General features: G+C 64.1%; 24 protein-coding genes. 11 read left to right on the forward strand and 13 right to left on the reverse strand.

Annotation, left to right across the window (positions count from 1 at the left end):
* Nucleotides 1-413 precede the first annotated feature (413 nt).
* Together D9V28_RS15330 and D9V28_RS15335 are read left to right on the forward strand one after the other, a co-directional pair.
* Entirely contained in the window at nucleotides 414-1,118 is a 705-nt protein-coding gene (locus D9V28_RS15330; protein WP_121660577.1) for a winged helix-turn-helix domain-containing protein, read from the forward strand.
* Between the two features lie 31 nt (nucleotides 1,119-1,149).
* Nucleotides 1,150-1,935: a formylglycine-generating enzyme family protein gene (locus D9V28_RS15335; protein WP_121660578.1), complete on the forward strand. Its 786-nt coding sequence runs from the start codon at nucleotides 1,150-1,152 to the stop codon at nucleotides 1,933-1,935.
* Here D9V28_RS15335 and D9V28_RS15340 read toward each other — a convergent pair.
* A complete protein-coding gene (locus tag D9V28_RS15340) occupies nucleotides 1,905-4,445 on the reverse strand; it encodes an excinuclease ABC subunit UvrA (RefSeq protein WP_183086561.1) in 2,541 nt (846 codons plus the stop codon). The two genes, D9V28_RS15335 and D9V28_RS15340, sit on opposite strands and share 31 nt — an antisense overlap.
* Before the next feature lie 120 nt (nucleotides 4,446-4,565).
* Here D9V28_RS15340 and D9V28_RS15345 point away from each other — a divergent pair, with 120 nt between their 5' ends.
* Nucleotides 4,566-5,042, forward strand: coding sequence for a DUF6194 family protein (locus D9V28_RS15345; RefSeq protein ID WP_121660579.1), 477 nt, complete (start codon nucleotides 4,566-4,568; stop codon nucleotides 5,040-5,042).
* A 72-nt stretch (nucleotides 5,043-5,114) separates the two neighbouring features.
* Here D9V28_RS15345 and D9V28_RS15350 read toward each other — a convergent pair whose 3' ends face one another.
* On the reverse strand, nucleotides 5,115-6,560 hold the full coding sequence (locus D9V28_RS15350) for an MFS transporter (protein WP_121660580.1): 1,446 nt from the start codon (nucleotides 6,558-6,560) through the stop codon (nucleotides 5,115-5,117).
* Nucleotides 6,560-7,297 carry a purine-nucleoside phosphorylase gene (gene deoD, locus D9V28_RS15355; RefSeq protein ID WP_121660581.1) on the reverse strand — a complete coding sequence of 246 codons (738 nt, stop codon included), beginning with the start codon at nucleotides 7,295-7,297 and terminating at the stop codon, nucleotides 6,560-6,562. Before deoD ends, D9V28_RS15350 begins: the two co-directional genes overlap by 1 nt.
* Before the next feature lie 89 nt (nucleotides 7,298-7,386).
* Between deoD and D9V28_RS15360 the strand changes: the two genes are divergently transcribed.
* A complete protein-coding gene (locus D9V28_RS15360; RefSeq protein ID WP_183086562.1) occupies nucleotides 7,387-8,178 on the forward strand; it encodes a GntR family transcriptional regulator in 792 nt (263 codons plus the stop codon).
* A gap of 77 nt (nucleotides 8,179-8,255) precedes the next feature.
* Here D9V28_RS15360 and D9V28_RS15365 read toward each other — a convergent pair whose 3' ends face one another.
* The 4 genes from D9V28_RS15365 to D9V28_RS15380 form a co-directional block, all read right to left on the reverse strand.
* Nucleotides 8,256-8,798, reverse strand: coding sequence for an AAA family ATPase (locus D9V28_RS15365; RefSeq protein ID WP_121660583.1), 543 nt, complete (start codon nucleotides 8,796-8,798; stop codon nucleotides 8,256-8,258).
* 89 nt (nucleotides 8,799-8,887) lie between these two features.
* The gene (locus D9V28_RS15370) at nucleotides 8,888-9,274 is read right to left on the reverse strand and encodes a GntR family transcriptional regulator (RefSeq protein WP_121660584.1); all 387 of its coding nucleotides are present in this window, start codon (nucleotides 9,272-9,274) and stop codon (nucleotides 8,888-8,890) included.
* Complete coding sequence (locus D9V28_RS15375) at nucleotides 9,274-10,206, reverse strand: hypothetical protein (protein WP_121660585.1); 933 nt, start codon at nucleotides 10,204-10,206, stop codon at nucleotides 9,274-9,276. The genes D9V28_RS15370 and D9V28_RS15375 overlap by 1 nt, the downstream gene beginning before the upstream one ends.
* 88 nt (nucleotides 10,207-10,294) lie before the next feature.
* On the reverse strand, nucleotides 10,295-10,798 hold the full coding sequence (locus D9V28_RS15380; protein WP_121660586.1) for a DUF805 domain-containing protein: 504 nt from the start codon (nucleotides 10,796-10,798) through the stop codon (nucleotides 10,295-10,297).
* Nucleotides 10,799-11,156: 358 nt separating this feature from the next.
* Between D9V28_RS15380 and D9V28_RS15385 the strand changes: the two genes are divergently transcribed.
* The 3 genes from D9V28_RS15385 (at nucleotide 11,157) to D9V28_RS15395 (ending at nucleotide 13,805) form a co-directional block, all read left to right on the forward strand.
* Nucleotides 11,157-11,597 (forward strand): MarR family winged helix-turn-helix transcriptional regulator, encoded by a 441-nt coding sequence (locus tag D9V28_RS15385; RefSeq protein WP_121660587.1) that lies wholly within the window; start codon nucleotides 11,157-11,159, stop codon nucleotides 11,595-11,597.
* Between the two features lie 157 nt (nucleotides 11,598-11,754).
* A complete protein-coding gene (locus tag D9V28_RS15390) occupies nucleotides 11,755-13,257 on the forward strand; it encodes a DNA-3-methyladenine glycosylase 2 (protein WP_121660588.1) in 1,503 nt (500 codons plus the stop codon).
* Nucleotides 13,254-13,805, forward strand: a complete 552-nt coding sequence (locus D9V28_RS15395; protein WP_121660589.1) for a methylated-DNA--[protein]-cysteine S-methyltransferase — start codon at nucleotides 13,254-13,256, stop codon at nucleotides 13,803-13,805. Before D9V28_RS15390 ends, D9V28_RS15395 begins: the two co-directional genes overlap by 4 nt.
* An 18-nt stretch (nucleotides 13,806-13,823) precedes the next feature.
* Here D9V28_RS15395 and D9V28_RS15400 read toward each other — a convergent pair whose 3' ends face one another.
* On the reverse strand, nucleotides 13,824-14,936 hold the full coding sequence (locus D9V28_RS15400) for a YihY/virulence factor BrkB family protein (RefSeq protein ID WP_121660590.1): 1,113 nt from the start codon (nucleotides 14,934-14,936) through the stop codon (nucleotides 13,824-13,826).
* A complete protein-coding gene (locus D9V28_RS16385; protein ID WP_229728178.1) occupies nucleotides 14,920-15,165 on the reverse strand; it encodes a hypothetical protein in 246 nt (81 codons plus the stop codon). Before D9V28_RS16385 ends, D9V28_RS15400 begins: the two co-directional genes overlap by 17 nt.
* Before the next feature lie 105 nt (nucleotides 15,166-15,270).
* On the opposite strand from D9V28_RS16385, the gene D9V28_RS15405 reads away from it, so the two are divergent.
* A complete protein-coding gene (locus D9V28_RS15405; RefSeq protein WP_229728179.1) occupies nucleotides 15,271-16,032 on the forward strand; it encodes a glycosyltransferase family 2 protein in 762 nt (253 codons plus the stop codon).
* On the opposite strand, the gene D9V28_RS15410 is transcribed toward D9V28_RS15405, so the two are convergent.
* Nucleotides 16,029-16,649, reverse strand: a complete 621-nt coding sequence (locus tag D9V28_RS15410) for a flavodoxin family protein (RefSeq protein WP_121660592.1) — start codon at nucleotides 16,647-16,649, stop codon at nucleotides 16,029-16,031. The genes D9V28_RS15405 and D9V28_RS15410 overlap by 4 nt on opposite strands.
* 119 nt (nucleotides 16,650-16,768) lie before the next feature.
* On the opposite strand from D9V28_RS15410, the gene D9V28_RS15415 reads away from it, so the two are divergent.
* Together D9V28_RS15415 and D9V28_RS15420 are read left to right on the forward strand one after the other, a co-directional pair.
* The gene (locus D9V28_RS15415) at nucleotides 16,769-16,954 is read left to right on the forward strand and encodes a hypothetical protein (protein WP_121660593.1); all 186 of its coding nucleotides are present in this window, start codon (nucleotides 16,769-16,771) and stop codon (nucleotides 16,952-16,954) included.
* A 145-nt stretch (nucleotides 16,955-17,099) separates the two neighbouring features.
* Nucleotides 17,100-17,279, forward strand: a complete 180-nt coding sequence (locus D9V28_RS15420; RefSeq protein ID WP_121660594.1) for a CsbD family protein — start codon at nucleotides 17,100-17,102, stop codon at nucleotides 17,277-17,279.
* A 75-nt stretch (nucleotides 17,280-17,354) separates the two neighbouring features.
* On the opposite strand, the gene D9V28_RS15425 is transcribed toward D9V28_RS15420, so the two are convergent.
* Complete coding sequence (locus D9V28_RS15425) at nucleotides 17,355-18,293, reverse strand: DUF1206 domain-containing protein (protein WP_121660595.1); 939 nt, start codon at nucleotides 18,291-18,293, stop codon at nucleotides 17,355-17,357.
* A gap of 80 nt (nucleotides 18,294-18,373) precedes the next feature.
* Nucleotides 18,374-18,640: a hypothetical protein gene (locus D9V28_RS15430; protein ID WP_121660596.1), complete on the reverse strand. Its 267-nt coding sequence runs from the start codon at nucleotides 18,638-18,640 to the stop codon at nucleotides 18,374-18,376.
* A 175-nt stretch (nucleotides 18,641-18,815) separates the two neighbouring features.
* Here D9V28_RS15430 and D9V28_RS15435 point away from each other — a divergent pair, with 175 nt between their 5' ends.
* The gene (locus tag D9V28_RS15435) at nucleotides 18,816-19,475 is read left to right on the forward strand and encodes a histidine phosphatase family protein (protein ID WP_121660597.1); all 660 of its coding nucleotides are present in this window, start codon (nucleotides 18,816-18,818) and stop codon (nucleotides 19,473-19,475) included.
* A 17-nt stretch (nucleotides 19,476-19,492) separates the two neighbouring features.
* Here D9V28_RS15435 and D9V28_RS15440 read toward each other — a convergent pair whose 3' ends face one another.
* On the reverse strand, nucleotides 19,493-20,470 hold the full coding sequence (locus D9V28_RS15440) for an NAD-dependent epimerase/dehydratase family protein (protein ID WP_121660598.1): 978 nt from the start codon (nucleotides 20,468-20,470) through the stop codon (nucleotides 19,493-19,495).
* Nucleotides 20,471-20,472 lie beyond the last annotated feature (2 nt).

The raw sequence follows: 20,472 nt of genomic DNA on the forward strand, positions 1-20,472 counted from the left end.
GCGTCGCCGCGCTCGAAACTGCGCCGAAGATCCTTCGGATGGAGCCAACGCGCTCCACATAATCTGCACTTTTCTGCAGTAAATCGTCACACAGTGCAAAGATTTGACACGTGCTGACACAGTGGGGTTAACTCATGCCCATGACTGATAACGCGCAACTCCTGGGCTCCTCCGAGCGTCATGGAACTGCCGGCTTGATGATGGCCAGCAGCGCAGTCATGTGTTGTCGAATGTGTCGCTGACCGCGAACCCCTCGCCCCACTCGCGCTGACCCCTCCGGTTGCCGAGTGACCGAATGCCACACCCCGCATTCGCACAGGCCGTAGCACCGGCCGCCACAAACACGACTCCCCGTCGAAGATCCTTCCGGCGTACCCGGATTCGACGAACCCCATCATCCAAGGACTTCTCTCATGTCACTCGTACACGCAACCTCCTTCGCCCCGTCGACAGCTTCCCCGGCGACCGCAGCAGCTCCCGCCGCTCGGAACCGCAACCTCCGTGCCGTTCCCGAAGGAACCGAAGCTCGCGGATTCGTACTCTACGTCGGCATCGACGATGCCAAGGCCGCTGCGGCCGGCACCAGCCTCGGCGCCATCGTGAACGCGCTCAAGGCGCTCACGGCCGAGCTCGCGCCGGAGTCAGAAACCTACGCCGCCGTTGCGCTCGCACCGGAGGGAGCCGGCGGTCGCGACGTCGATGTCGTGCGGCTCGCGCTGCAGGACCCGTCAGCACTCGCGAAAAACCGTGACGTCGAGGCGGACGAAGAACTCGACCGCGCCCACTCCGGCGTCGTCATCGACATCTCGCGCAAGCGCCTGGTCCTCGACAACGACTCGGTCGGCCTCACCTACAAGGAATTCGAACTGCTGCAGTACCTTGTGCTTCGCGAGGGCCGCACCATCGACCGAGCCGAACTCATCTCCTCGCTCTGGAAGGCCGGCGACGACGAGGTACCCAACGAGCGCACCATCGATGTGCACGTTCGCCGCCTGCGTGCCAAACTCGGCCGGTACGAAGACATCGTGCGCACCGTGCGCGGCGTCGGCTACCGTTTCGACCGCCACGCTGACGTATCCATCCGTCACGCAGCAGCGCAGTCCCCCGACTTCATCTAGCAACGTCATTCCCGAAAAAAAGGGGAGACGGATGGCTGGGCATGGTGACGACCCTGTAACGGATCGCATCCGGGAGTTCGCCGCTCTTCCGAGTGGCGAAATCACACTGCGCGACGCAAGGACAGGGTCCAAGCGGACGGTGCAACTCGAGTCATTCGAACTCGCGCGAGTCACGGTGACGAGGAGTGATGCGGACGCGACGCCGTGGCATCCGGTGGCCTGGAAACAGGCGATCTCATACTGCAACGCGGCATCGGTCGCAGAGAACCTTTCTGCGGCGTACTCGGTTCTCGACGACGGCACCGTCGAGTGGGATGTCAGCGCAGACGGGTTCCGGCTGCCCACCGAAGCGGAGTGGGAGTGGGCCTGCCGGGCAGGAACGACGGCATCAACCTACGGACCGCTCGGCGAGATCGCATGGACGGCGGCCGACGAAGTTGCCGACCCACAACCGGTGGGGCGAAAGGCGCCAAACGCGTTCGGCCTCTTCGACATGATCGGCAACGTGTGGGAATGGTGCTGGGACTATGCGGATCCGGCTCGGTACGGCGATTACCGCAGCCTGCGCGGTGGCGGCTGGGCCGATCAGGCGTGGAGCTGCCGAGCCTCTGTTCGCCGAGGCAATGCGCCAGACGCCGTGCTCGAGGACGTCGGGTTTCGGATGGCCCGCGGAGCCGTCGGGGAGGCCGGAGCGGGTGAGGCGCAGGGCTGGTCAGCGGAAGCGGACGCCAGGCGCGCGAACATTGCCGGCCCGTTACCTGTCGGCTGGACCCCGCTCGGCAGACCTCACAGATTCGACAGCCGCTCGGCCAGGTAGGGCGCCGTGCGGCTGCCCTCGTGGGCGGCGACAGTGGCTGGCGTGCCAGAAACGAGCACACGGCCTCCCGCGGTTCCTCCCGAGGGGCCCATGTCGATGATCCAGTCGGCCGATGCCGCAACACCCATGTCGTGTTCAACGAGCACCACAGTGTTTCCGCCGTCGACGAGCTTGTTCAGCTGTGTCAGCAGCAGTTCGACATCGGCGGGGTGCAGCCCGGTGGTCGGCTCGTCGAGCAGGTAGAGCGTGTGGCCTCGACGGGCACGCTGCAGTTCCGTGGCGAGTTTGATGCGCTGCGCCTCGCCGCCGGAGAGTTCCGTGGCCGGCTGGCCGAGCCGCAGGTAGCCGAGCCCGACGTCGCGCAGGGTGTCGAGGCCGCGGGCCGCGGACGGGATGTCCGTCAGAAACTCCGCAGCCTCGTCGACGGTCATCGCCAACACATCGGCAATGTTCCTGCCGCGATACTCGATCTCGAGCGTTTCGGCGTTGTATCGCTTGCCACCGCAGTCAGGGCAGGCGGCGTAACTCCCGGGGAGGAACAGGAGCTCGACGGCCACGAAGCCTTCACCGAGACAGGTTTCGCAGCGCCCACCAGCCACGTTGAACGAAAAGCGACCGGCGTCGTAGCCGCGACCCGTGGCATCCGCTGTCGAAGCGAACGTGGAACGCACCGCGTCGAAGAGGCCCGTGTATGTGGCGAGGTTTGACCGCGGGGTGCGACCAATCGGCCGCTGGTCAACCCGAACGATGCGATCGACTGACTCGAGCCCCGAAACACCAGCGATGGTGGTTGGCGGCGCGGCAGCATCGTCGGCCTCGACGTCCGGCTGCGCCGGTTCGGTGTGCGCCCGACCGGCGCGAAGCCCCTCACGCACGGCATCGCCGAGCACGCCGCTGACGAGCGTCGACTTACCGGAACCGGACACACCGGTTACAACCGTGAGCACACCGAGAGGAACATCGACATCCAGGTCAACGAGGTTGTACCTGGACACCCCACGCAGCCCAAGCCAACGGGTGGCCGTCCGCCGGTCGCGCGGCTTGGTCGGGGTTTCGGCTTTCGGGTGGAGGAACCGCCGTGTCACAGATTTCTTGACGGACGCCAGCCCGTCGACGGCTCCACTGTAGAGCACGCGGCCGCCCTGGGCTCCCGCGCTCGGCCCAACGTCGACGAGCCAGTCGGCACGACGGACGATGTCCATGTTGTGTTCGACCACGAAGACGCTGTTGCCCGACGCCTTGAGCTGCTCGAGCACAACCATCAGCGGTTCGGCATCGGCGGGGTGCAGCCCGGCGGACGGCTCGTCGAGCACATAGATCACACCGAACAGGCCCGAGCGCAGCTGCGTCGCGATGCGCAAACGCTGCATCTCACCGGGCGACAGGGTCGGCGTTTTGCGGTCGAGGCTGAGGTACCCCAGCCCGAGCCCGAGGAGCACCTCGATCCGACCGAGCAGGTCGCTCGAGATCGTCACGGCGACCTCGGTCATTTCACCAGATGAAGCGGATGCCACGGCGGCCGTTGCGGTGCTGAGCTTGGCAGTCGGTCGAAGCACCTCGGCGAGCTCAGAGAGCGGCAACGCGTTCAGCCCGGCGACGGTGTGCCCGGCGAAGGTGACGGCGAGCGCCGCTTGAGTGAGACCACTTCCGCCGCACAGGTCGCACGGACCGGACTCGACGAACCGCGCGGCACGCGCCCGGGAGGTCTCACTCTTGGAGTCGGCGAGCGCGTGCAGGATGTGGCTCTTCGCGCTCCAAAACCTGCCCTTGTATGGCTTGGCCACCCGATCGCGCTGGGGTGTGACCTCGACGACGGGCTGCTCTTCTGTGAACAGGATCCAGTCACGGTCGGCGCGCGGCAGATCACGCCACGGCACGTCGATGTCGTAGCCGAGACCGGCAACGACATCACGCAGGTTCTTGCCCTGCCAGGCGCCAGGCCACGCGGTGATCGCGCCATCGCGGATGCTCAATGACGGGTCATGCACCGCCGACGCTTCGGTCACGGTGTGGGCGATGCCGAGCCCGTGGCAGCGCGGGCAGGCTCCGACGGCCGTGTTCGGTGAGAACGAGTCCGACTCGAGTCGCGGTGCTCCGGCCGGGTACGAACCGGCTCGCGAGAAGAGCATGCGCATCGAGTTCGACAGGGTGGTAAGCGTGCCGACCGTCGATCGGGTGCTCGGGGCTCCTCGCCGCTGCTGCAGCGCGACCGCTGGTGGCAACCCGGTGATGGAGTCGACGTGCGGGTTGTGGCCCTGCGCGATGAGCCGGCGCGCGTACGGCGCGACCGACTCGAGGAACCGGCGCTGCGCCTCGGCGAAGATCGTGCCGAAAGCCAGCGACGACTTTCCGGACCCGGACACCCCGGTGAATGCGACGATGCACCCGCGGGGAACATCGACGTTCACGTCGACGAGGTTGTTCTCCCTGGCACCCCGAACACGAACGAAACCGTCGTCGGATACATCGGGAAGTGGGAGGGCTGGATGCATCAGAGAAGTCGACATCATGACCATGCTAGGCGTGGAACCCGAGTGCGCTCAGAGGGTCGCGGCCCGCGAAAGACCGCCCTAGAATGACGCTCGCTGTCCTCGTGCCGCGCCACAGGCATCCGTCTGAAAAAGAGAAGCATGACTATCGACGACATCGTGACATTCGTGACCGGACTCGGCGGAGTTGTTGCTCAGACCCCGAGCGAGGGCGATGGTTCACCTGAACTTGCCTGGGGTGACACGTTCTTTTACTACTCGCCGGACGGGACGATTCCCGCGGCGCAGCCCGTTGCCACGATCGTCACGAAGACCTATCCCGGTGAGGAACAGTCAAGGCTCGACCGCCCAGGGGCGTTTCGGGTGAACATTGCGGCTGGGCGCGAACTCTTCACGGAGTACGTGGGTGTCGCGCCACGCGAACTGACCGCCGGAACGGGCGAAGCGCCGGATGACACGGTGGTCCCCCACCCGACATACGGGTCGCTCGGCTGGCTCGCTGTCGTCAATCCGGGTCCGAACTCCGAGAAAGATGTTCACCGACTGTTGCGGCACGCCTGGCTGGCGGCCTGCGGTCGCTTCGAACGCCGTCAGGAGTCGTCGGACGGTTCCAGCTAGCAAGACGGCCGGCACCTGGCCGGCCGCCTCGCGTCTGTTCGAGACGCTCCAGCAGCGAGCGTCCCGAACCCGTCAGGGGGTGCCGGGTGCGGACGCAGACTCGTCCGCGCTCTGGTGCTCGACGGGGGTGTTCATTTCAGTTCCCTTGCGCTCCAAAACCACGACCGAGGCGCGGTAGAGCACGAGACCCAGAGCGGAGACCCCGGCCAGGATGAGGAGCACCGATCCGTAGACCGACGCCTGACCGCTCCCGACGATGCCGTCGATCAGTTGGGGTTTCAGCTGCACCAAAGTCGCTGTGTATGCGATACCCACAGGCACAGCGATGTTGATGGTGAGGTTGTAGAAACCAATGGCGATGCCGGAGTTCTGGACAGGCACCCGCAGAATGGCGGTGGACAGGAGCGGTCCGTACATCAGCGCAAAGCCCATTCCGAACAGGACCATTGAGATCACGAAGATCCCAATCCACTTCTCGACGACAAGCGCGGGCACCAGCAGCGACAGGATGATCACGATCAGTGCGAGGGTGATGGCCTGCTTGGACGTCAGGAACCGGGCGATTTTGCCGGTCGCCGAGCCAACGATCACGGCGGCGATATAACCGGGGACCAGCAGCAGGGACACCTCGCCCAGGTTGTAGCCATAGAGGTCAGAAACCAGGAAGGGGAACACGAAGGTGTAACCCAACTGGACCGAGTAGATCACGAACACGACGAGGAGCATCAGCGAGTATTGAGCGTTGCGGAAGAATGCACCGGTGATTACGGCGTTGTCGTGGGCACGAATGTGCCAGATGAAGAGGGCAAGGCCCGCCGCGATCGGCAGGAGGTACCAGGGATTGAAGGCCTGCATGAACAGGATGACCCCGGTGGCGAAGACGGCGATGAGGAACAGGCCGAACACATCCACATGTCCGGCGCCCGTCGTCTCTTCGGGGACCGTGCGCAACACAACAGGGATGGCCAGCAACGACAGCAGGGCAACCAGGAAGAAGGCGGCCCAGCCGATGTAGGTGGCAATGAAGCCACTGCCAACGGCACCGATCAGCAGCGATAGCTGGAATGCCGCGGTGCTGAAGCCCAGGTACTTCTTCTGTTCGTCACCCTTGAAGTGCTTGGTGACGTAGATCACGTAGAGGGTTTCGGCGGCTGCAAGACCCGCACTCTGGATGAGTCTCCCGACCAGGATCAGCCAGAAGCTGCCCTGGAAGATGAAGCCAACGAGCGAGCCGACCGTCATCACGACGATCGCGAAGATGATCAGCTTTCGAATAGGGATCGTGTCAGCGAGCGCTGCGTAAACCACGGCGCCGATACCGATCAGGACGCCCGCCAACGTGGCCTGCAGGCTGACAGTGTTGACCGGGAGGCTGAGACTCTCGGCCAGTGCTGGCGACATGAACTTGAAGCCGTTGTCGAGCACCAGGGAGAAGACGAAGAGGGACAGGAGGATGGGGATGGCCCGGCTTGGTTTGACGACCTGGGCCAGGTTTGCTGTTCGAGTTGCGGCGCTCATCAGGCGAGTTCCAGCGCGATCTCGATCATCCCGGTGAAGGCTTTCTGTCGTTCTTCCGGTGTGGTTTTCGCGTTTGTGACTATGTGATCGCTGACCGTGAAGAGGGCGAGCGCGTCGACGCCCGCCGCCGCCGCGTTGGCGAACAGCCCTGCCGACTCCATTTCAACGGCGAGGATTCCCATCCGCGCCCACTTCCCCATGGCGTCCGGATCCGCACCATAAAAGACGTCAGAGGAAAGCACGTTGCCGACATGGGTGCGTTGACCGCGCTCGTCCGCGACCCGCTTGGCCTGCTCGAGCAACCGGTACGACGACAGCGGTGCCCAGTTCCCGGGCAGGTTGAACTGCTGCAGGTAGTTAGAGTCGGTGGACGCGCCCTGGGCGATGACCACATCGTAAAGTTCCATGTTTTCCTGCATGGCACCGCAGGTCCCAACACGGATCAGGTTCTTGACTCCGAAGTGGTGGATCAGCTCGTAGCTATAGAGCGAGATAGATGGGATGCCCATTCCGGTTCCCATGACGGACACGGGGCGTCCGCGATAGGTGCCCGTAAAACCGAGCATGTTTCGGACCTCGTTGAAGCAGCGAACATCGTCGAGGTAGGTCTCGGCGATGAACTTGGCGCGCAGCGGGTCACCGGGAAGAAGGATCGTCTCCGCAATCTCTACCCCTTTGGGGTCGATGTGCGGGGTCGGCGTGGACGTTGATCCGACTTCGGTCGGGGTGGAACTCATGTGGACTCCCTTGTCTGGTCGGTAGTATGAGGTTATACCTCTCGAATCAGATGTCAAATGTGCTAGCGTCGGGGCGACAAGGAGGTCCTGTGACGACCCTTTTGGAACCCCAAGTGTTCTTACAGAAGCAACTCCCTCTGGCTGCCGGCCAGCCGATCCGGGTCGCGGTCTACGCGCGGATCGCCGAGGGGATCCGCTCTGGCGTGTTCCCGCTTGGCGCAATGTTGCCCAGAGAGACAGAGTTGTCCACCATGCTTGGCGTCAGTCGCACGCCCGTCCGCGAGGCGCTCATGCTCCTCGAGGAAGACGGCCTGCTCGTCACCCGTCGCGGCGTCGGCCGATTTGTCACGAACTCCATCCCGCGCGGCGGCCTCGAGCAGTTGCGCCCATTTGAAGTCACCCTGGCGGCCCCGAACGTGACGATGACGGTGGAGCCGGTGCGCTTCGCACTGGAAGGGATTACCGACTTCCTGTCCAGCAGGCTCGCGCTTGACCCGGCCGCCAACGCCTGGATTCGGGAGAGTGTTTTGCTTCACGACGGCCTTCCCGTTGCCACCGTGCAGGAGCATCTGCCGGCTGGACGCTACCTCAGTGATGTGAGCGAAAGCATCGCGTTTGACCTGGAAGCAATGGCCACCGAGCCACGGACCCTCCTGGCGTCCATGCAGGCCAAGGGCCACATTTTCACGAATGGCGTGTGCCAGATCGTCGCGGCGGACGCCGGTCCGACTCGCGCACAGTTGCTGGACATGGAGCCAACAGGACCGGTCCTCGTCCTGACCCAGACAGCGGAGTACGGCGGAGTGCCGCTTTACGCAGCGAAGTGCATCGTCGCGCCTGGCCTGGGCCCGTTGTCGGTCATGCAACACAACCCGAATTAGTCGAGCCGCACCTGCGAACACCACGAAGGGTGGCGTCTGGTAAGCCGTATTGTCGGAATGTGGGGCGGCAGGCGGGCCTATCGCAGGCGGAATCGCCCGCTGGAGACCGCGTCCAGGACGGCCAGGAGCGTGTCGTCCGGACGGTGTCGACTCGTATCGATCACGTGCTGCTCCAGATCGCCGAGATCACTGAACTGGTCCCACAGTGACAGGATCGGAGTCTCGTCGACGAGCGCATCGGTGGCGGTGCGTTGTTGGGCACGCTCGAGCGCAATGCCGCGGGTCGGTCGAAGCACAATGTAGTCGCAGCGTGGATGCCCATGGTTCGCGCGCGCCCGGTCGAAATGAGGGAGCATCCACGGTCCGACGATTCCGTCCACAATGACGGCGAACCCACCCTCCGCATACGTGCATGCGGCACCGGCGATGACATCGAGGACAGTGTGATTCTGCGTGTCTGACTCGGGCAGAAATGGGGGCAGGCCGCCCGAAACTATGTAGTGCCAAAAGTCATCGGTGTGAAGGTGAACCGCCCGGTCGAAGGTCGCCGCGAGCTTGCGCGCGATTGTCGACTTGCCTGCACCTGGTGGGCCGGTCAGAACGATGAGCTGGCCATCCATGCGAGAAAACTAGCAGGACGGCCAAAAGAGGAGCAAGGGATCCAGCGGTGGCCGCGATTGCGTGCATGGCCGCGATACGGCGACCTACGCTACGCGTTCAACGTATCGTCCTTCGCTGTCTGGTCACTGCCCCACAGACCGTTCAGGGTCGCGATGGAATCCTCGAGGCTGATGCCGTGTCGAAGAGCGGCGTCGTGAAGGGAGCGAGCAGCAATGAGGAAGTCCGGTGGGAGGCTCTGCGGCGATGCAATCACGGTCGTGCCACCACGTGCACGCGTTTGGACGAACGACTCCGCTTCCAATTGCTTATAAGCGCGGGCGGCCGTTCCAGGTGCAACGCCAAGGTCTCGTGCGAGCTGCCGCACTGTGGGCAGCCGCTCGCCGGGCGCGAGACGGCCGGTTAGGATCATGCCGCGTAGCTGTTGGTAGATCTGCTCCGAGGGCGGCGCTGCGCCGCTGAGGTCAATTGCGACCATCAGCGATCTGCTGTTCCCGCAGCGACTGGCACCTGGCCAGGTATCGAGCTGATCAATGCCCCCTTCCGCTGGAAGAGCGGCAGCAACGCCAGGCAGAGCCCGAAACCCTGAAGGATCAGGCCAGCGGCGAGGAACGGCGTTCGGAGTGCGGCGAACGACGTCCCCAGCTCCACCCGAACTCCGTCGGCCGCGGGAAATGAGGCGACCATACCCGCGGAGCCAGCGACGAAGAGCAACACGGCTCCGAGAACGAACGCGGTGGCGCCAGCAGCAACCGCAACTATCGTGCGTATTTCGGCACACCGGCTGGCGATGTCGAGAGCCCGCTGTTTTGGATCGGCTGAAACCGCAGGGCGCACGGTCTGGCTTATCGCGAGATGGCCGATCACGAGGAGAAGAACCGAAGCTACCAAGACCGGCACCCCGAAGGCCCAACCGAAGAAACTTGTTCCAGCCTGATGGCTTCCAACATCGAGCACCAGCATGGTGTGGCGGCCCAGTTCGTCTGTGCTCGAGGTCAGGCCGCAGACGACAGCTGTCGCGAGAAGCAGCGCAGTCAATGTGTACCAACCGGCGAACCACCAACGGGAACCGAATGACCACAGCGTGCGAGGTGCGACGTCAACCTCGCGCACACCCAAAGCCTTCGGTGCTTGCACGCTCAGGATCGCGAGTGCGACCACCGCGAGGGACCCTGCCACCAGCGGAATAGCGTATATCCACGTTGCGCCCGGGTGTTCTCTCGGAAGCCACCGCGATAGCCAGAAGAGCGTGATGCCGGCGACAGCGATGAGGGAGCTCACCCGGGCGGCGAACGGTCCAGTCCGGGCTGCTTCCGTGGATTTACGCATCAGGTGCAATGCCGGCCCGAGGAAAACCAGGCTGATGATGAGCACGGAAATTTCTTGCACCCACGCGATATTGAACGGCACTATTACTCCCTGAGGACGGGTAATGTATCAACCGAACGATACACAGTTTCGCATCGCAACGGAAGTGGTGCCGCAAAAGCGAGTCGCCTCAGGCGTCGAATCGCGCACCTTCGGCCCGTGGTCCGCGAAGTGCGAACAGGAGCAAAATCCACGAACCCAGCGGGTTAAAAACGAGCAGCGCCCACCAGCCCGCCAAGTTCGAGTCGTGCAACCGCCGCACAGCGACGGCAAACCCGGGGATGACCGTAAGAACCAGCCAGCACCCGGCAAAGGCAAGCGACAGCGCCGCCACGGGTGACGTGGGCGCGTCGGTCGGATGCCAGTTGAACAACTCGAGATTCGCGAAGAACCAGGATCCAAACGGTCCGATCCGCAAGGTGGGCTCCGGCGTGCCGCCCGAAATGATTACGGGAACGAGCAGCTGAGTTGTGGACAGAACGATGATGTTGGCAAGCATCCACCACCAGTACTCGCTGCGACTTGCCCTACCCCGGAGGCGAAACGCTCCGCTCACGAACGCCGCCATCGCCTGAAGAACTGTGGCCCGTCGGATTGGAGCAACGCCAGTGTCGATTGCGGGAATGGAGGTCACGACGCGATCCTAACGGCAGGCGCCGCCGCAGAGGGCCGATCCTGGAGAAGCCTCGCGTCGTCAATTCGAGGATGACTTTGGATGCCATCCTCGCTGCGCGCGAGCGTTTATTTGGGCTATCAAACGTGCCGAGAACAGCTTCCAGAAAAATAACGTTTAGATAACTAGACGCCGTTACCTTTCCGTTATATATTCGAAGAGCGGAAGTTGTTTTGCTGTGGCAGCTACCGCGGAATGTGATTGCAGGACACTCTTGGTGCAAGGGGAAGGCCGGTCGTAAGCCTCTACGACCGGCCTTCAATCCGTTAACCGGCGGTTCGCTCGACACCCCCTAGGCTTGACCTGCAAGGAGGCTCGAATGACAGACCGGGAACTCGCCGTATCGGCGTGGGAATCGTTGTTCCGAGCGCAGGTCGGTGTGCTGCGTATACTCGGCGCTGAGTTTCCCACCAAAGAGATGTCGCTCAACGAGTACGACGTGCTCTTCAACCTGTCGCTGCAGCCCGACCGCCGCGCCCGGCTCCGCGACATCAACCAGCTTGTTCTGCTGAGCCAGCCCAGCGTGAGTCGCCTCATCGACCGGCTTGTGGCGCGCGGCCTGGTCTCGAAACACCCGGACCCCGCGGATAAGCGCGGCACGATCGTTGCAATAACGGATGCCGGCTTCGCCAGTTACCGGGACGCCGCACGACACCACATGGCTACCATCACTGAACTTATGGGCTCAGCACTCTCAGACGACGAGCTCACGCAGCTCAAGCGCCTGACGTCGAAGCTGCGCTCCCCCGACGGCGAATAGCGCGCGCGGTCGCTGCGTCGAAGGACATCGCGCCCGGCGAAGGATGCGCGCGCAGCTTCCGTCCTTTTCCCGGTGCGATCTCCGTACGCTCGGCGCCGGAAACGGCAATGTCCGATTTCCGCTAGCTCCGTGGCATCCGCTGTGAAAAGCTCAAGTCATGGACTTCACTGAGCGCTACACCGCCATCCAGGCGAAGGACTCCCGATTCGACGGGCAGTTCATCACGGCGGTGCGCACGACGGGCATCTACTGCCGCCCGTCGTGCCCGGCCCGGACGCCGAAGCCACAGAACGTCACCTTCTTTCCCACGAGCGCCGCGGCCCATGAGGCCGGATACCGGGCATGCAAACGCTGCCTGCCCGAAGCCGTACCGGGAACTCCGGCGTGGAACCTGCGCAACGACCTCGCCGGCCGGGCCATGCGGCTCATCGGCGACGGCGTGATCGAGCGCGAAGGGGTACCGGGACTCGCCGGTCGGCTGGGGTACTCGAGCCGTCACCTCACCCGGGTGCTCACCGAGGAGCTCGGTGCAGGCCCGCTCGCGCTATCCCGGGCCCTGCGTGCACAAACCGCCCGCACACTGCTGACCTCAACCGACCTGGCGGTGTCCGACGTCGCGTTCGCCGCCGGGTTCGCCAGTATCCGACAGTTCAACGACACGATCACCGAGGTGTTCCAGCTCACTCCGCTGCAGATCCGCAGTCGGCAGAAACATGCCTCCCCTCCTGTGCCTGGCACCCTCGATCTTTCCCTGCCGTTCCGTGCACCACTCGACGCGGCCGGCCTGTTCGGCTGGTTCGTTCCTCGGGCCGTCGCTGGCGTTGAGCTCGCAACGGCGATCAGTTATCGGCGCACCGTGTCGCTTCCAGGCGGCCCTGGCAGCTTCGAAGTGCGACCCGAGGGAACCGCACTGCGACTGCGGGCCACGCTGAGTTCGCTCGGCGACCTGCCCGTGCTCGTGGCGCGGGTGCGGCGCCTGTTCGACCTCGACGCTGACCCCGTCGCCATCGATGCGGCACTCGGATCGGACGCAAACCTGAGAGCAAACGTCGAGGCGACGCGTGGCATCCGTCTCCCAGGTGCGATAGATCCCGAGGAGATGCTGTTTCGGGCGATCATCGGGCAGCAGATCTCGGTCGCCGCCGCGCGGACGCAGTTGAATCGGCTCACAGCCGCGGCGGGAACACCCGTCGACGGCCCGGACGGGCTCAGCCACCTCTTTCCCACCGCCGCGCAGATTGTTACCCACGGCCGCGACGCCATGGTCGGGCCGCGCGCGAAAATCGACACCCTTCTCACCGTTGCCGAAGCGCTCGCGACCGGCGAGTTCTCGATCGGCTTCGGCGACGACGCCGTCGAGCAGCACAGGGCGCTCACCGCGTTTCGCGGCATCGGCGACTGGACCGCCGGCTATCTCAGCATGCGCGTGCTCGGCAACCCCGACGTGTTTCTCCCGGGCGACGTCGCGGTGCGCACCGGCGCGCGAGAGCTCGGGCTGCCAGCCGAAGTGCGAGCGCTCACCCGCGAGGCCGAACGCTTCGCCCCGTGGCGGTCGTACCTCTGCATGCACCTCTGGCGCAGCGCAGCAACAGCCACACCCGTCCGGCGCCGGTCAGCACCGGCCAGTTCCGCCACCCCGACTTCCGAGGAGATCGTATGACCAGCAGCACCCTGCTCCAGACACTTGCGGCGACTGGAGCCAGCACCGCCGCGGTGAGCCAGACGGTCGACACCCCCGATGGCCCGTTCAGCATCATCGCCCGAGAGGATGGCGCCGTTCTCGCCTCCGGCTGGACCGACGACCTCGACGTTCTGGCCACTCGCATCTCGACAGCACTTCGGCCTGCGACAGTTTCGGCTGGCTCCATTTCAGCAACGGATGCCGTCACCGCCTACTACGACGGCGACCTTGCCGCGGTGGAGAACGTGGCCGTCGTGCAGAGTGGTAGGGACTTCCGCCTGCGAGGCTGGAGCGCGCTTCGAAAAATTGCGCCGGGGCATCCGCTCACCTATCGACAGTTCGCCGAAGCCATCGGCAACCCGGCAGCCGTGCGCGCCGCGGCAAGCGTCTGCGCTACGAATGCCCCGGCATTGTTCGTGCCGTGCCATCGTGTGCTGCGCACCGACGGGACGATGGGCGGGTTCGCGTGGGGCACCGACGTGAAGCGTTCGCTGTTGAGCCGTGAGGCGCGGCTGGCGCTCGTCTGAACACGAACGCCAGCCGCACTACTTCTCGATCGGTTCGCGTTCCTGGCGCAGCTTCTTCGCTGCGAGCACGGCCTTCGCCTCGTTCTCGATGGCCGCGTCGATGCGGGCGGTACCGCGCAACGGCAGCTGAACGGCGTATTCGGCCTTGATGCCGGCCTGCAGCTCACGCACCCGCTCGACCTCGGAATCAACCTCGGCACCGTACATCAGCGCCATGTTGCTGAGGTACAGCCACAGCAGGAACACGATGATCCCACCGAGTGTTCCGTAGGTCTTGTTGTAGCTGCCAAAGTTCGAGACGTAAAAGAAGAAACCGAACGTTGCAAGGCCCCAGACGATCAGGGCAGTCAGCGCACCGATGCTCAGCCAGCGGAACCTGTGCTGCTTCACGTTTGGCGTTGCGTAGTAGAGCAGGGCCAGGATCAGCACGGCGAGCATCGCGACCACCGGCCACTTGGCGATGTTCCAGACCAGAACCGCCGTCTCGCCGAGGCCGATGAAGTCGCCAATCACTTCGGCGATGTCTCCGCTGATCACGATCATGAGCGCCATGGCGGTGAGCGTTGTCAGCGCGATGATGGTCACGATCAAGATGACCGGCTGGAACTTCAGGTACGGCCGCCCTTCCTGCACCCCGTAGATCCGGTTCATGCCTCGCGAGAACGCGCCGACGTACCCGGATGCCGACCAGATGGCACCGACGAGACCGATCACAAAACCGATGCCGGCGGCCGGAGTCGCAGTGAGATCTTCAATCGGGCCCCGCAGGGTCTGGACGGTGTCACCCGGCGCAAGCGAGGCGAAAATATCGAGCAAACCTTCGGTCACGTTGTCGCTCTGGTTGATCAGCGACAGGAGCGACACGATAGCCAACATGGCCGGGAACAATGCGAGCACCGCGAAGTAAGTGAGCGACGCTGCGATGTCGGAAACCTGATCCTTACCAAACTCCTGGAAGGCGCGGGAGTAGACGGCAAGCAATCCCTTGAAGGTCAGCTTGGCGCGACGCGGTGCCTCGTCGTCGCCTGGTGCATCCTCGGCGAGTTCAGTGTCCGAGGGAGCAGACGCGATTGCGGTGTCCTTATCCTCGCGTGCGGCCTGGCTGCGCTCATCCTCAGATGGAGTCGCCATGGTCACCCCTCGTGATGGCCAGGGTTGCACCAACCACGATGCTCACGAGCGCGATGCCGACAACGACGAGCATGCCCGTCGACACCTTCTCGCGAATGGCCGAGAGAGTCGAAGCCAGATCCTCTCGGATCTCCTCGAGGTTAAGAATCTGCACCTGCTCGCCCATTTCAGGGCCACGGTCCTTGCGGTCCGTCGGAAGTGTCATCCGCACATCGTTATCGTCAACCATGCCATCACGATATCGGCACCCATAAAGAACGAGGTAGGGGTTGCGAATGCCCCGCTCGAAAGGCAACCCCCAGAAATCATCGGTGCATCTACCTATTCTTGGAGCGTGCCCCGAATCTCCGTCATCATCCCCGTTTACAACGACGCCGAGTTGCTTCGCGCTTGCCTGTCGGCACTCGACGCCCAGACCCGGATGGCAGACGAGATCATCGTTGTCGATAACGCATCGACGGATGCTTCGGCGCAGGTCGCGAGGAACGCTGGCGCCCGCGTCGTTGTCGAGCCGGTTCGCGGCATTCTTGCCGCTACCGCCGCCGGTTTCGACGCAGCCACCGGCGACATCCTGGCCCGGCTCGACGCTGACTCTGTTGCGTCGCCGACCTGGCTGGAAGACATCGAGAGGATCCTCGAGAGCAGACAGGACGCATCAGCTGTCACCGGAACCGCCTCGTTCTACGGGGGCTCGGCGCTCGCCCGCTGGTACGGACGGTGGTGCGATCTCGGCGCGTACTTCACGCTGATCGCTGCCCTGCTCGGCCACCCACCGCTGTTCGGCTCGAACTTCGCGCTGCGCGCAGGCGCGTGGCAGCGCATTCGTAGTGACGTGCACCGCGAACGCAACGACATCCACGATGATCTTGCCCTGAGCTACCAGTTTCGGGCCGATATGAACGTGGTGTTTGACAAGAACCTGGCGATGTCGATCTCGGCCAGACCGTTCGGCTCGTGGGCGAGCTTCAGCCGCCGGGTCATCTGGGGTCTCCGCACGGTGTTCCTCAACTCACGTGAGGAGTCACCGTGGCGGAGGCACGCCGCGCGCCGCGCCGCCGTTTCGGGTGGGGGCAGCCCGATGTCGGTCGAGGCCTAGCTTGCGGATTTCGGGTAGCTGCTGATCTTCAGCGCCGCCGCGAGATGGGCGGCGTTGGCTGCGGCCGCGCTCATGGCAGACGCCGTGACCTGCGGTGTCTCATCGAGATCCTGATAGTCGGTGGTGTGCATAGCTTCGCCGTTCCAGTACGTGACTCCCTGCGCCGGAATCGTATAGCCGTAGTCGTTGAGGGCCTGAAACAGGTCTGCGCTGATTTTGTGCGCTCCGTCTTCATTGCCGACCACGGCAACGACGGCGACCTTGTCGTACAGAATGGGCCGCCCCGTGGCATCCGTCTCGCTTAGTTCAGCGTCGAGACGCTCGACCACTCGGGAAGCGACGCTCGACATGTGCCCGGCCCAGGTCGGAGTGCTCACGAGCAGGATGTCGGCGGCGAGGATGCGTTCGCGGAGAGCAGGCCAGGCGTCACCGTTGCCCATGTCCGTTTGAACTCCTGGCTTCACATCGTGGTCGACGACCCGAATCTTGTCTGTCGTCATGCCGTGCTTCGCCAGTTCGGCGAGGAACTGGTCGGCAATCAGGTCACTGCTCGACCGCTCGGGCGACGGTGTGAGTGTGCAGACGAGGGCAACGGCGTGCAGCGAAGAGGAGTCCATGTGCCCAGTGAACCGACGGGATTTGATCGGCGTCAACCCCTTCGGGTGTGTTTGACGCGGGGCGCACTGCGCAACAGACTTGCCGTTCGACAGTCAGTTTTTTCGACGAGGGAGAGAGAATGTCACACATCGGCGATAACAACCCGGATGCCCCGGACGCCGCGCTTCTCGGGCCGGGAACAACGGCAACCGGCGCTGGGACGGCGCTCGGGTCTGTTCACGAGAGCGCGGAGGGTGAGGACCACATTCCGCCGCTCGACCGGTCATCACACGACGAGACGGCAGCATCTCCTTCCGCCGACTAAGTGCGTACCCGAGCCAGGGCAGGCCGGACTATCGTCCCGGACGACCAGCTTGTCAAGGCCCTTGAGCCGCTTTGAGGCCGGTGCATACGCTGAAAGTGTTCGACCACGAAACAGTGGTTCGCCAACACAAGGAAGCGAGGAGCCTATGGGACTCGGAGATAAAATCGGCAACAGCGCTGAAGAAGCGATGGGCAAGGCCAAAGAAGGTTTTGGCGAAGCCACCGACAACGAAAAGCTTCAGGCTGACGGCCACAAAGACCAAACAAAAGCAAACCTCAAGCAGGCTGGCGAACACGTGAAGGACGCTTTCACGGACAAGAAGTAGCCTGAGAAACGATGGCCCGGTTTTCGTCTTCGGACGGGACCGGGCCATTTTTTGGTTTCTGCAGACGATGCGCGGTCAGCCCTTGGGTGCTTCCCCGCGTTGCAGGCGCCGCCTGTCGCGCCGGGTCACGACCACAAGTGGGCCCTTGCGCAGAAATCGTGCCCGAGCGAACAGGTAGCAGCCGTACGCGATGAACCCGCTGGCCACCATGAAGAGCAGTGCGCCTCCGAACGGGAGCATGGCGACGATGCGGAGGGCGCCGTCGACTCCGCGCGCGGCGGCCGGGTCAGTGAAGGCCGCCGCGAAGAGGAACAGCGCTCCCGAAATGAGAAGGGCGAGGCCCTTGGACGTGTGCCCGACGAGCCCGAGCGTCACGACGACGTGTGAGCGTGCACCGCTCAGCGGCTCGAGCTCTTCGCGGAAGTTTCGCGACAACCCGCGGAAAACCAGGGTGCCGCCGACGATTCCGACGAGGAGCCCCACGGCGGCGAGGAGGAAGACACCGCCCGGCGTGTTGAGAAGGTCAGCACTGAACGCCTGCGATGTTTCTGTCCCGCTCGCGCGTCCGCCGAGGGCATAGAACGCCGTGACGACACCGATTCCCGCATAACCGACGGCCTTGGCGACGTTGGTGAAACGGCGCAGGAGCACGAGCTTTCGATGCACGGATAGAACCTGAGCCGCTTCCGTGCCCTGCAACACGGCCAGGCCGAGGAGCGCGGCGGCAGCTGCCCAGAGCAGGATGGCGCCGCCTGGACTCACAGCGACAGCGGTCAGTGCGCCCGACTGGTCGGCCTTGCCCTGGGTGCCCCAGGCGACGCCGATTGCGATACCACCGATGAGGATGTGAATGACGCCGTTGGCGATGAGGCCTGCGCGAGCGGCGATCCGGACTTTCGGATCGTCATTGGCCCGGCGCGCCGCGTTCTTGATCTGGATCCGCGCCTGTTGTCGCCGCTGCGCCAATCGCTCGGCCACGCCGGTCGCACCCTCGACGTCTGCCGTCTCGCTCACGTCGGCAACGTCGCCGGTTGGCCTGGCCGGCGCGTCGGGATCGCAAAAGTCACATGACCATCATCCCGGTTTGTCTGAGGTCAGCTGTACGTTTTGGCAATGACCCACTGCCCGTCGTCCTGGATGGCGTCGACAACGAGAGACTCGCCGTCTTCGTCGGTGACCTGGAAGCGCCAGCCGATACGCACAACCGGAGCATGGGTGAGAAGGGGGTGAATGAAATCCGATTCGCCGTAGATCCCGGTCGGAGTGTCGGAAACTCGCCACCGTCGGTCCTGCCAGAACATCCGCAGAGGCCGTTCACCGTCGGTCCACACTGTCACTGTCCGGTCTTTCACGCTGTTCATCCTGACCTCCCGAGTCGTAGCTATGTTCGAATGTTAAGGAGCATAGACACCTTTTCTGCGACACGCCAACGCCGCCTTCGAAAAGGCGAGAATTCGAAGCATCCGCTCGCTGACATTGCCTTCTGGTTGCCTCCACCAGAGACTGAAGTGACGACGCGCCCCGGAAGGCGAACTTATGCGAATCCTCCTCATACGCCACGGCCAGACGCCAGCCAACGTGCTCGGTCTTCTTGACACGGCACACCCCGGACCCGGCCTGACCAAACTTGGCCACCAGCAAGCCAGCGCCGTGCCGGACGCCCTTGCCGACGAGAATATCGAAGGGGTGTTCGCTTCTACCCTGCGGCGAACGCAGCTCACAGCCGAGCCACTCGCCCGCGCCCGCAGGCTCGGTGCCCTGGTCACCGACGGCCTTCACGAGATCAGCGCGGGAGCCCTCGAGGGACTCAGCGACGAGAAGTCGCAGATGACGTACGTCGACACGGTCTTCTCGTGGGCGGCGGGTGACCTCTCGCGAACCATGCCGGGCGGATCGGACGGCCATGAGTTCTTTGGACGATTCGACGGCGCCATCGATGCGATCGCCCGGGAGCACTCGGGCACGGTGGCCATCGTCAGTCACGGGGCGGCGATTCGAACCTGGACCGGAGCGCGCGCCGTCAACGTGGACGTGGATTATGCAGCGACGCACCCGCTCTCGAACACCGGAGTGGTTGACGTGACAGGGAGTCCGTCAGACGGGTGGCGGGTAAGCCAGTGGGATGGGAACCCGATCGGCGGGCGCGCACTGCTCGACGTTTCAGCGAACGACCCGACAGGAGATGCGCTGCGCTGACCGCATATCTGCGTTGGTCAGGGCAGGAACGACCTGCCAGAGGTGTCGATCTGACCGCCTGCGATAAGCCACTGGAGACCGTCGGCGATGGCTGCCGCGGAGGTGTAGCGCGGCGCGTAGCCCAAATCGGAGGCCGCGGCCGCGATACTCATCGACGGGCTGCGTGAGATGTGCTCCCGGGATGCCTCTGCGTGCTCGGGCTCAATTCCTGCAAGGAATTCTTCGAACGGAACGTAGACGAGTTGTGCGTCCTGACCGAACCACGAGGCGGCAGTCTCAGCGATTCCTCGCAGCGTCATCGCTCGCTCGGAAACGACGTGGTAGCTCTTGCCAGCGGCGGTGGCCTGGTGCTCGATCGCCTTCTCGAACGCCTGGGCGACATCATCCGCGTGAACATGGTGCACAGTTTCGAGGCCGAGGTTAGGAAGGGTCAGCGGCTTCCCGGCGGCGAGCGCCTCCCAAACGCGGAGGTCGAAGTTGCCGACCGCGTTGACCATCGGCCAACCCGGGCCGGTGATGTGTCCGGGATGCAACACCGTCGCGGGTAACCCACCGCTTTGCGATTCTGCGATCAGGAACGCCTCAACTGCCGCCTTGCCAATGCCGTAATCGCCGATGGGGTGACGGTCGTCAGTTTCCGACGTGGGTACAGCCTTTGCGGGGCCATGCACCCAGATCGTTCCGGCGCTCAGGAGGAACTCGACCCGGCCGCGCAAAGCCCCCGCCAGTTGACGGGCCGAGTCCTCGGTGAAGCACATCATGTCGACGACGATGTCAGCGTTGAGCTCAGCGATGGCTGCGGCGAACGTGCCGTCCGCGTCCCCTGCCTCCCGATCGAGTTCGACGCGCGTGACCTGTTGCCATGCGTCGTCCGCCCGATACGGCGAGCGCTGGCCGCGGCTGACGGCGATGACGACGTGTCCGGCGCGAACAAGCCGGGGCACGAGGTATCCCCCGACGTGTCCGGTCGCTCCGATGACGACGATCCGTGACATGT

It is taken from the genome of Mycetocola zhadangensis (assembly GCF_003668565.1).
GTDB lineage: Bacteria > Actinomycetota > Actinomycetes > Actinomycetales > Microbacteriaceae > Mycetocola_A > Mycetocola_A zhadangensis.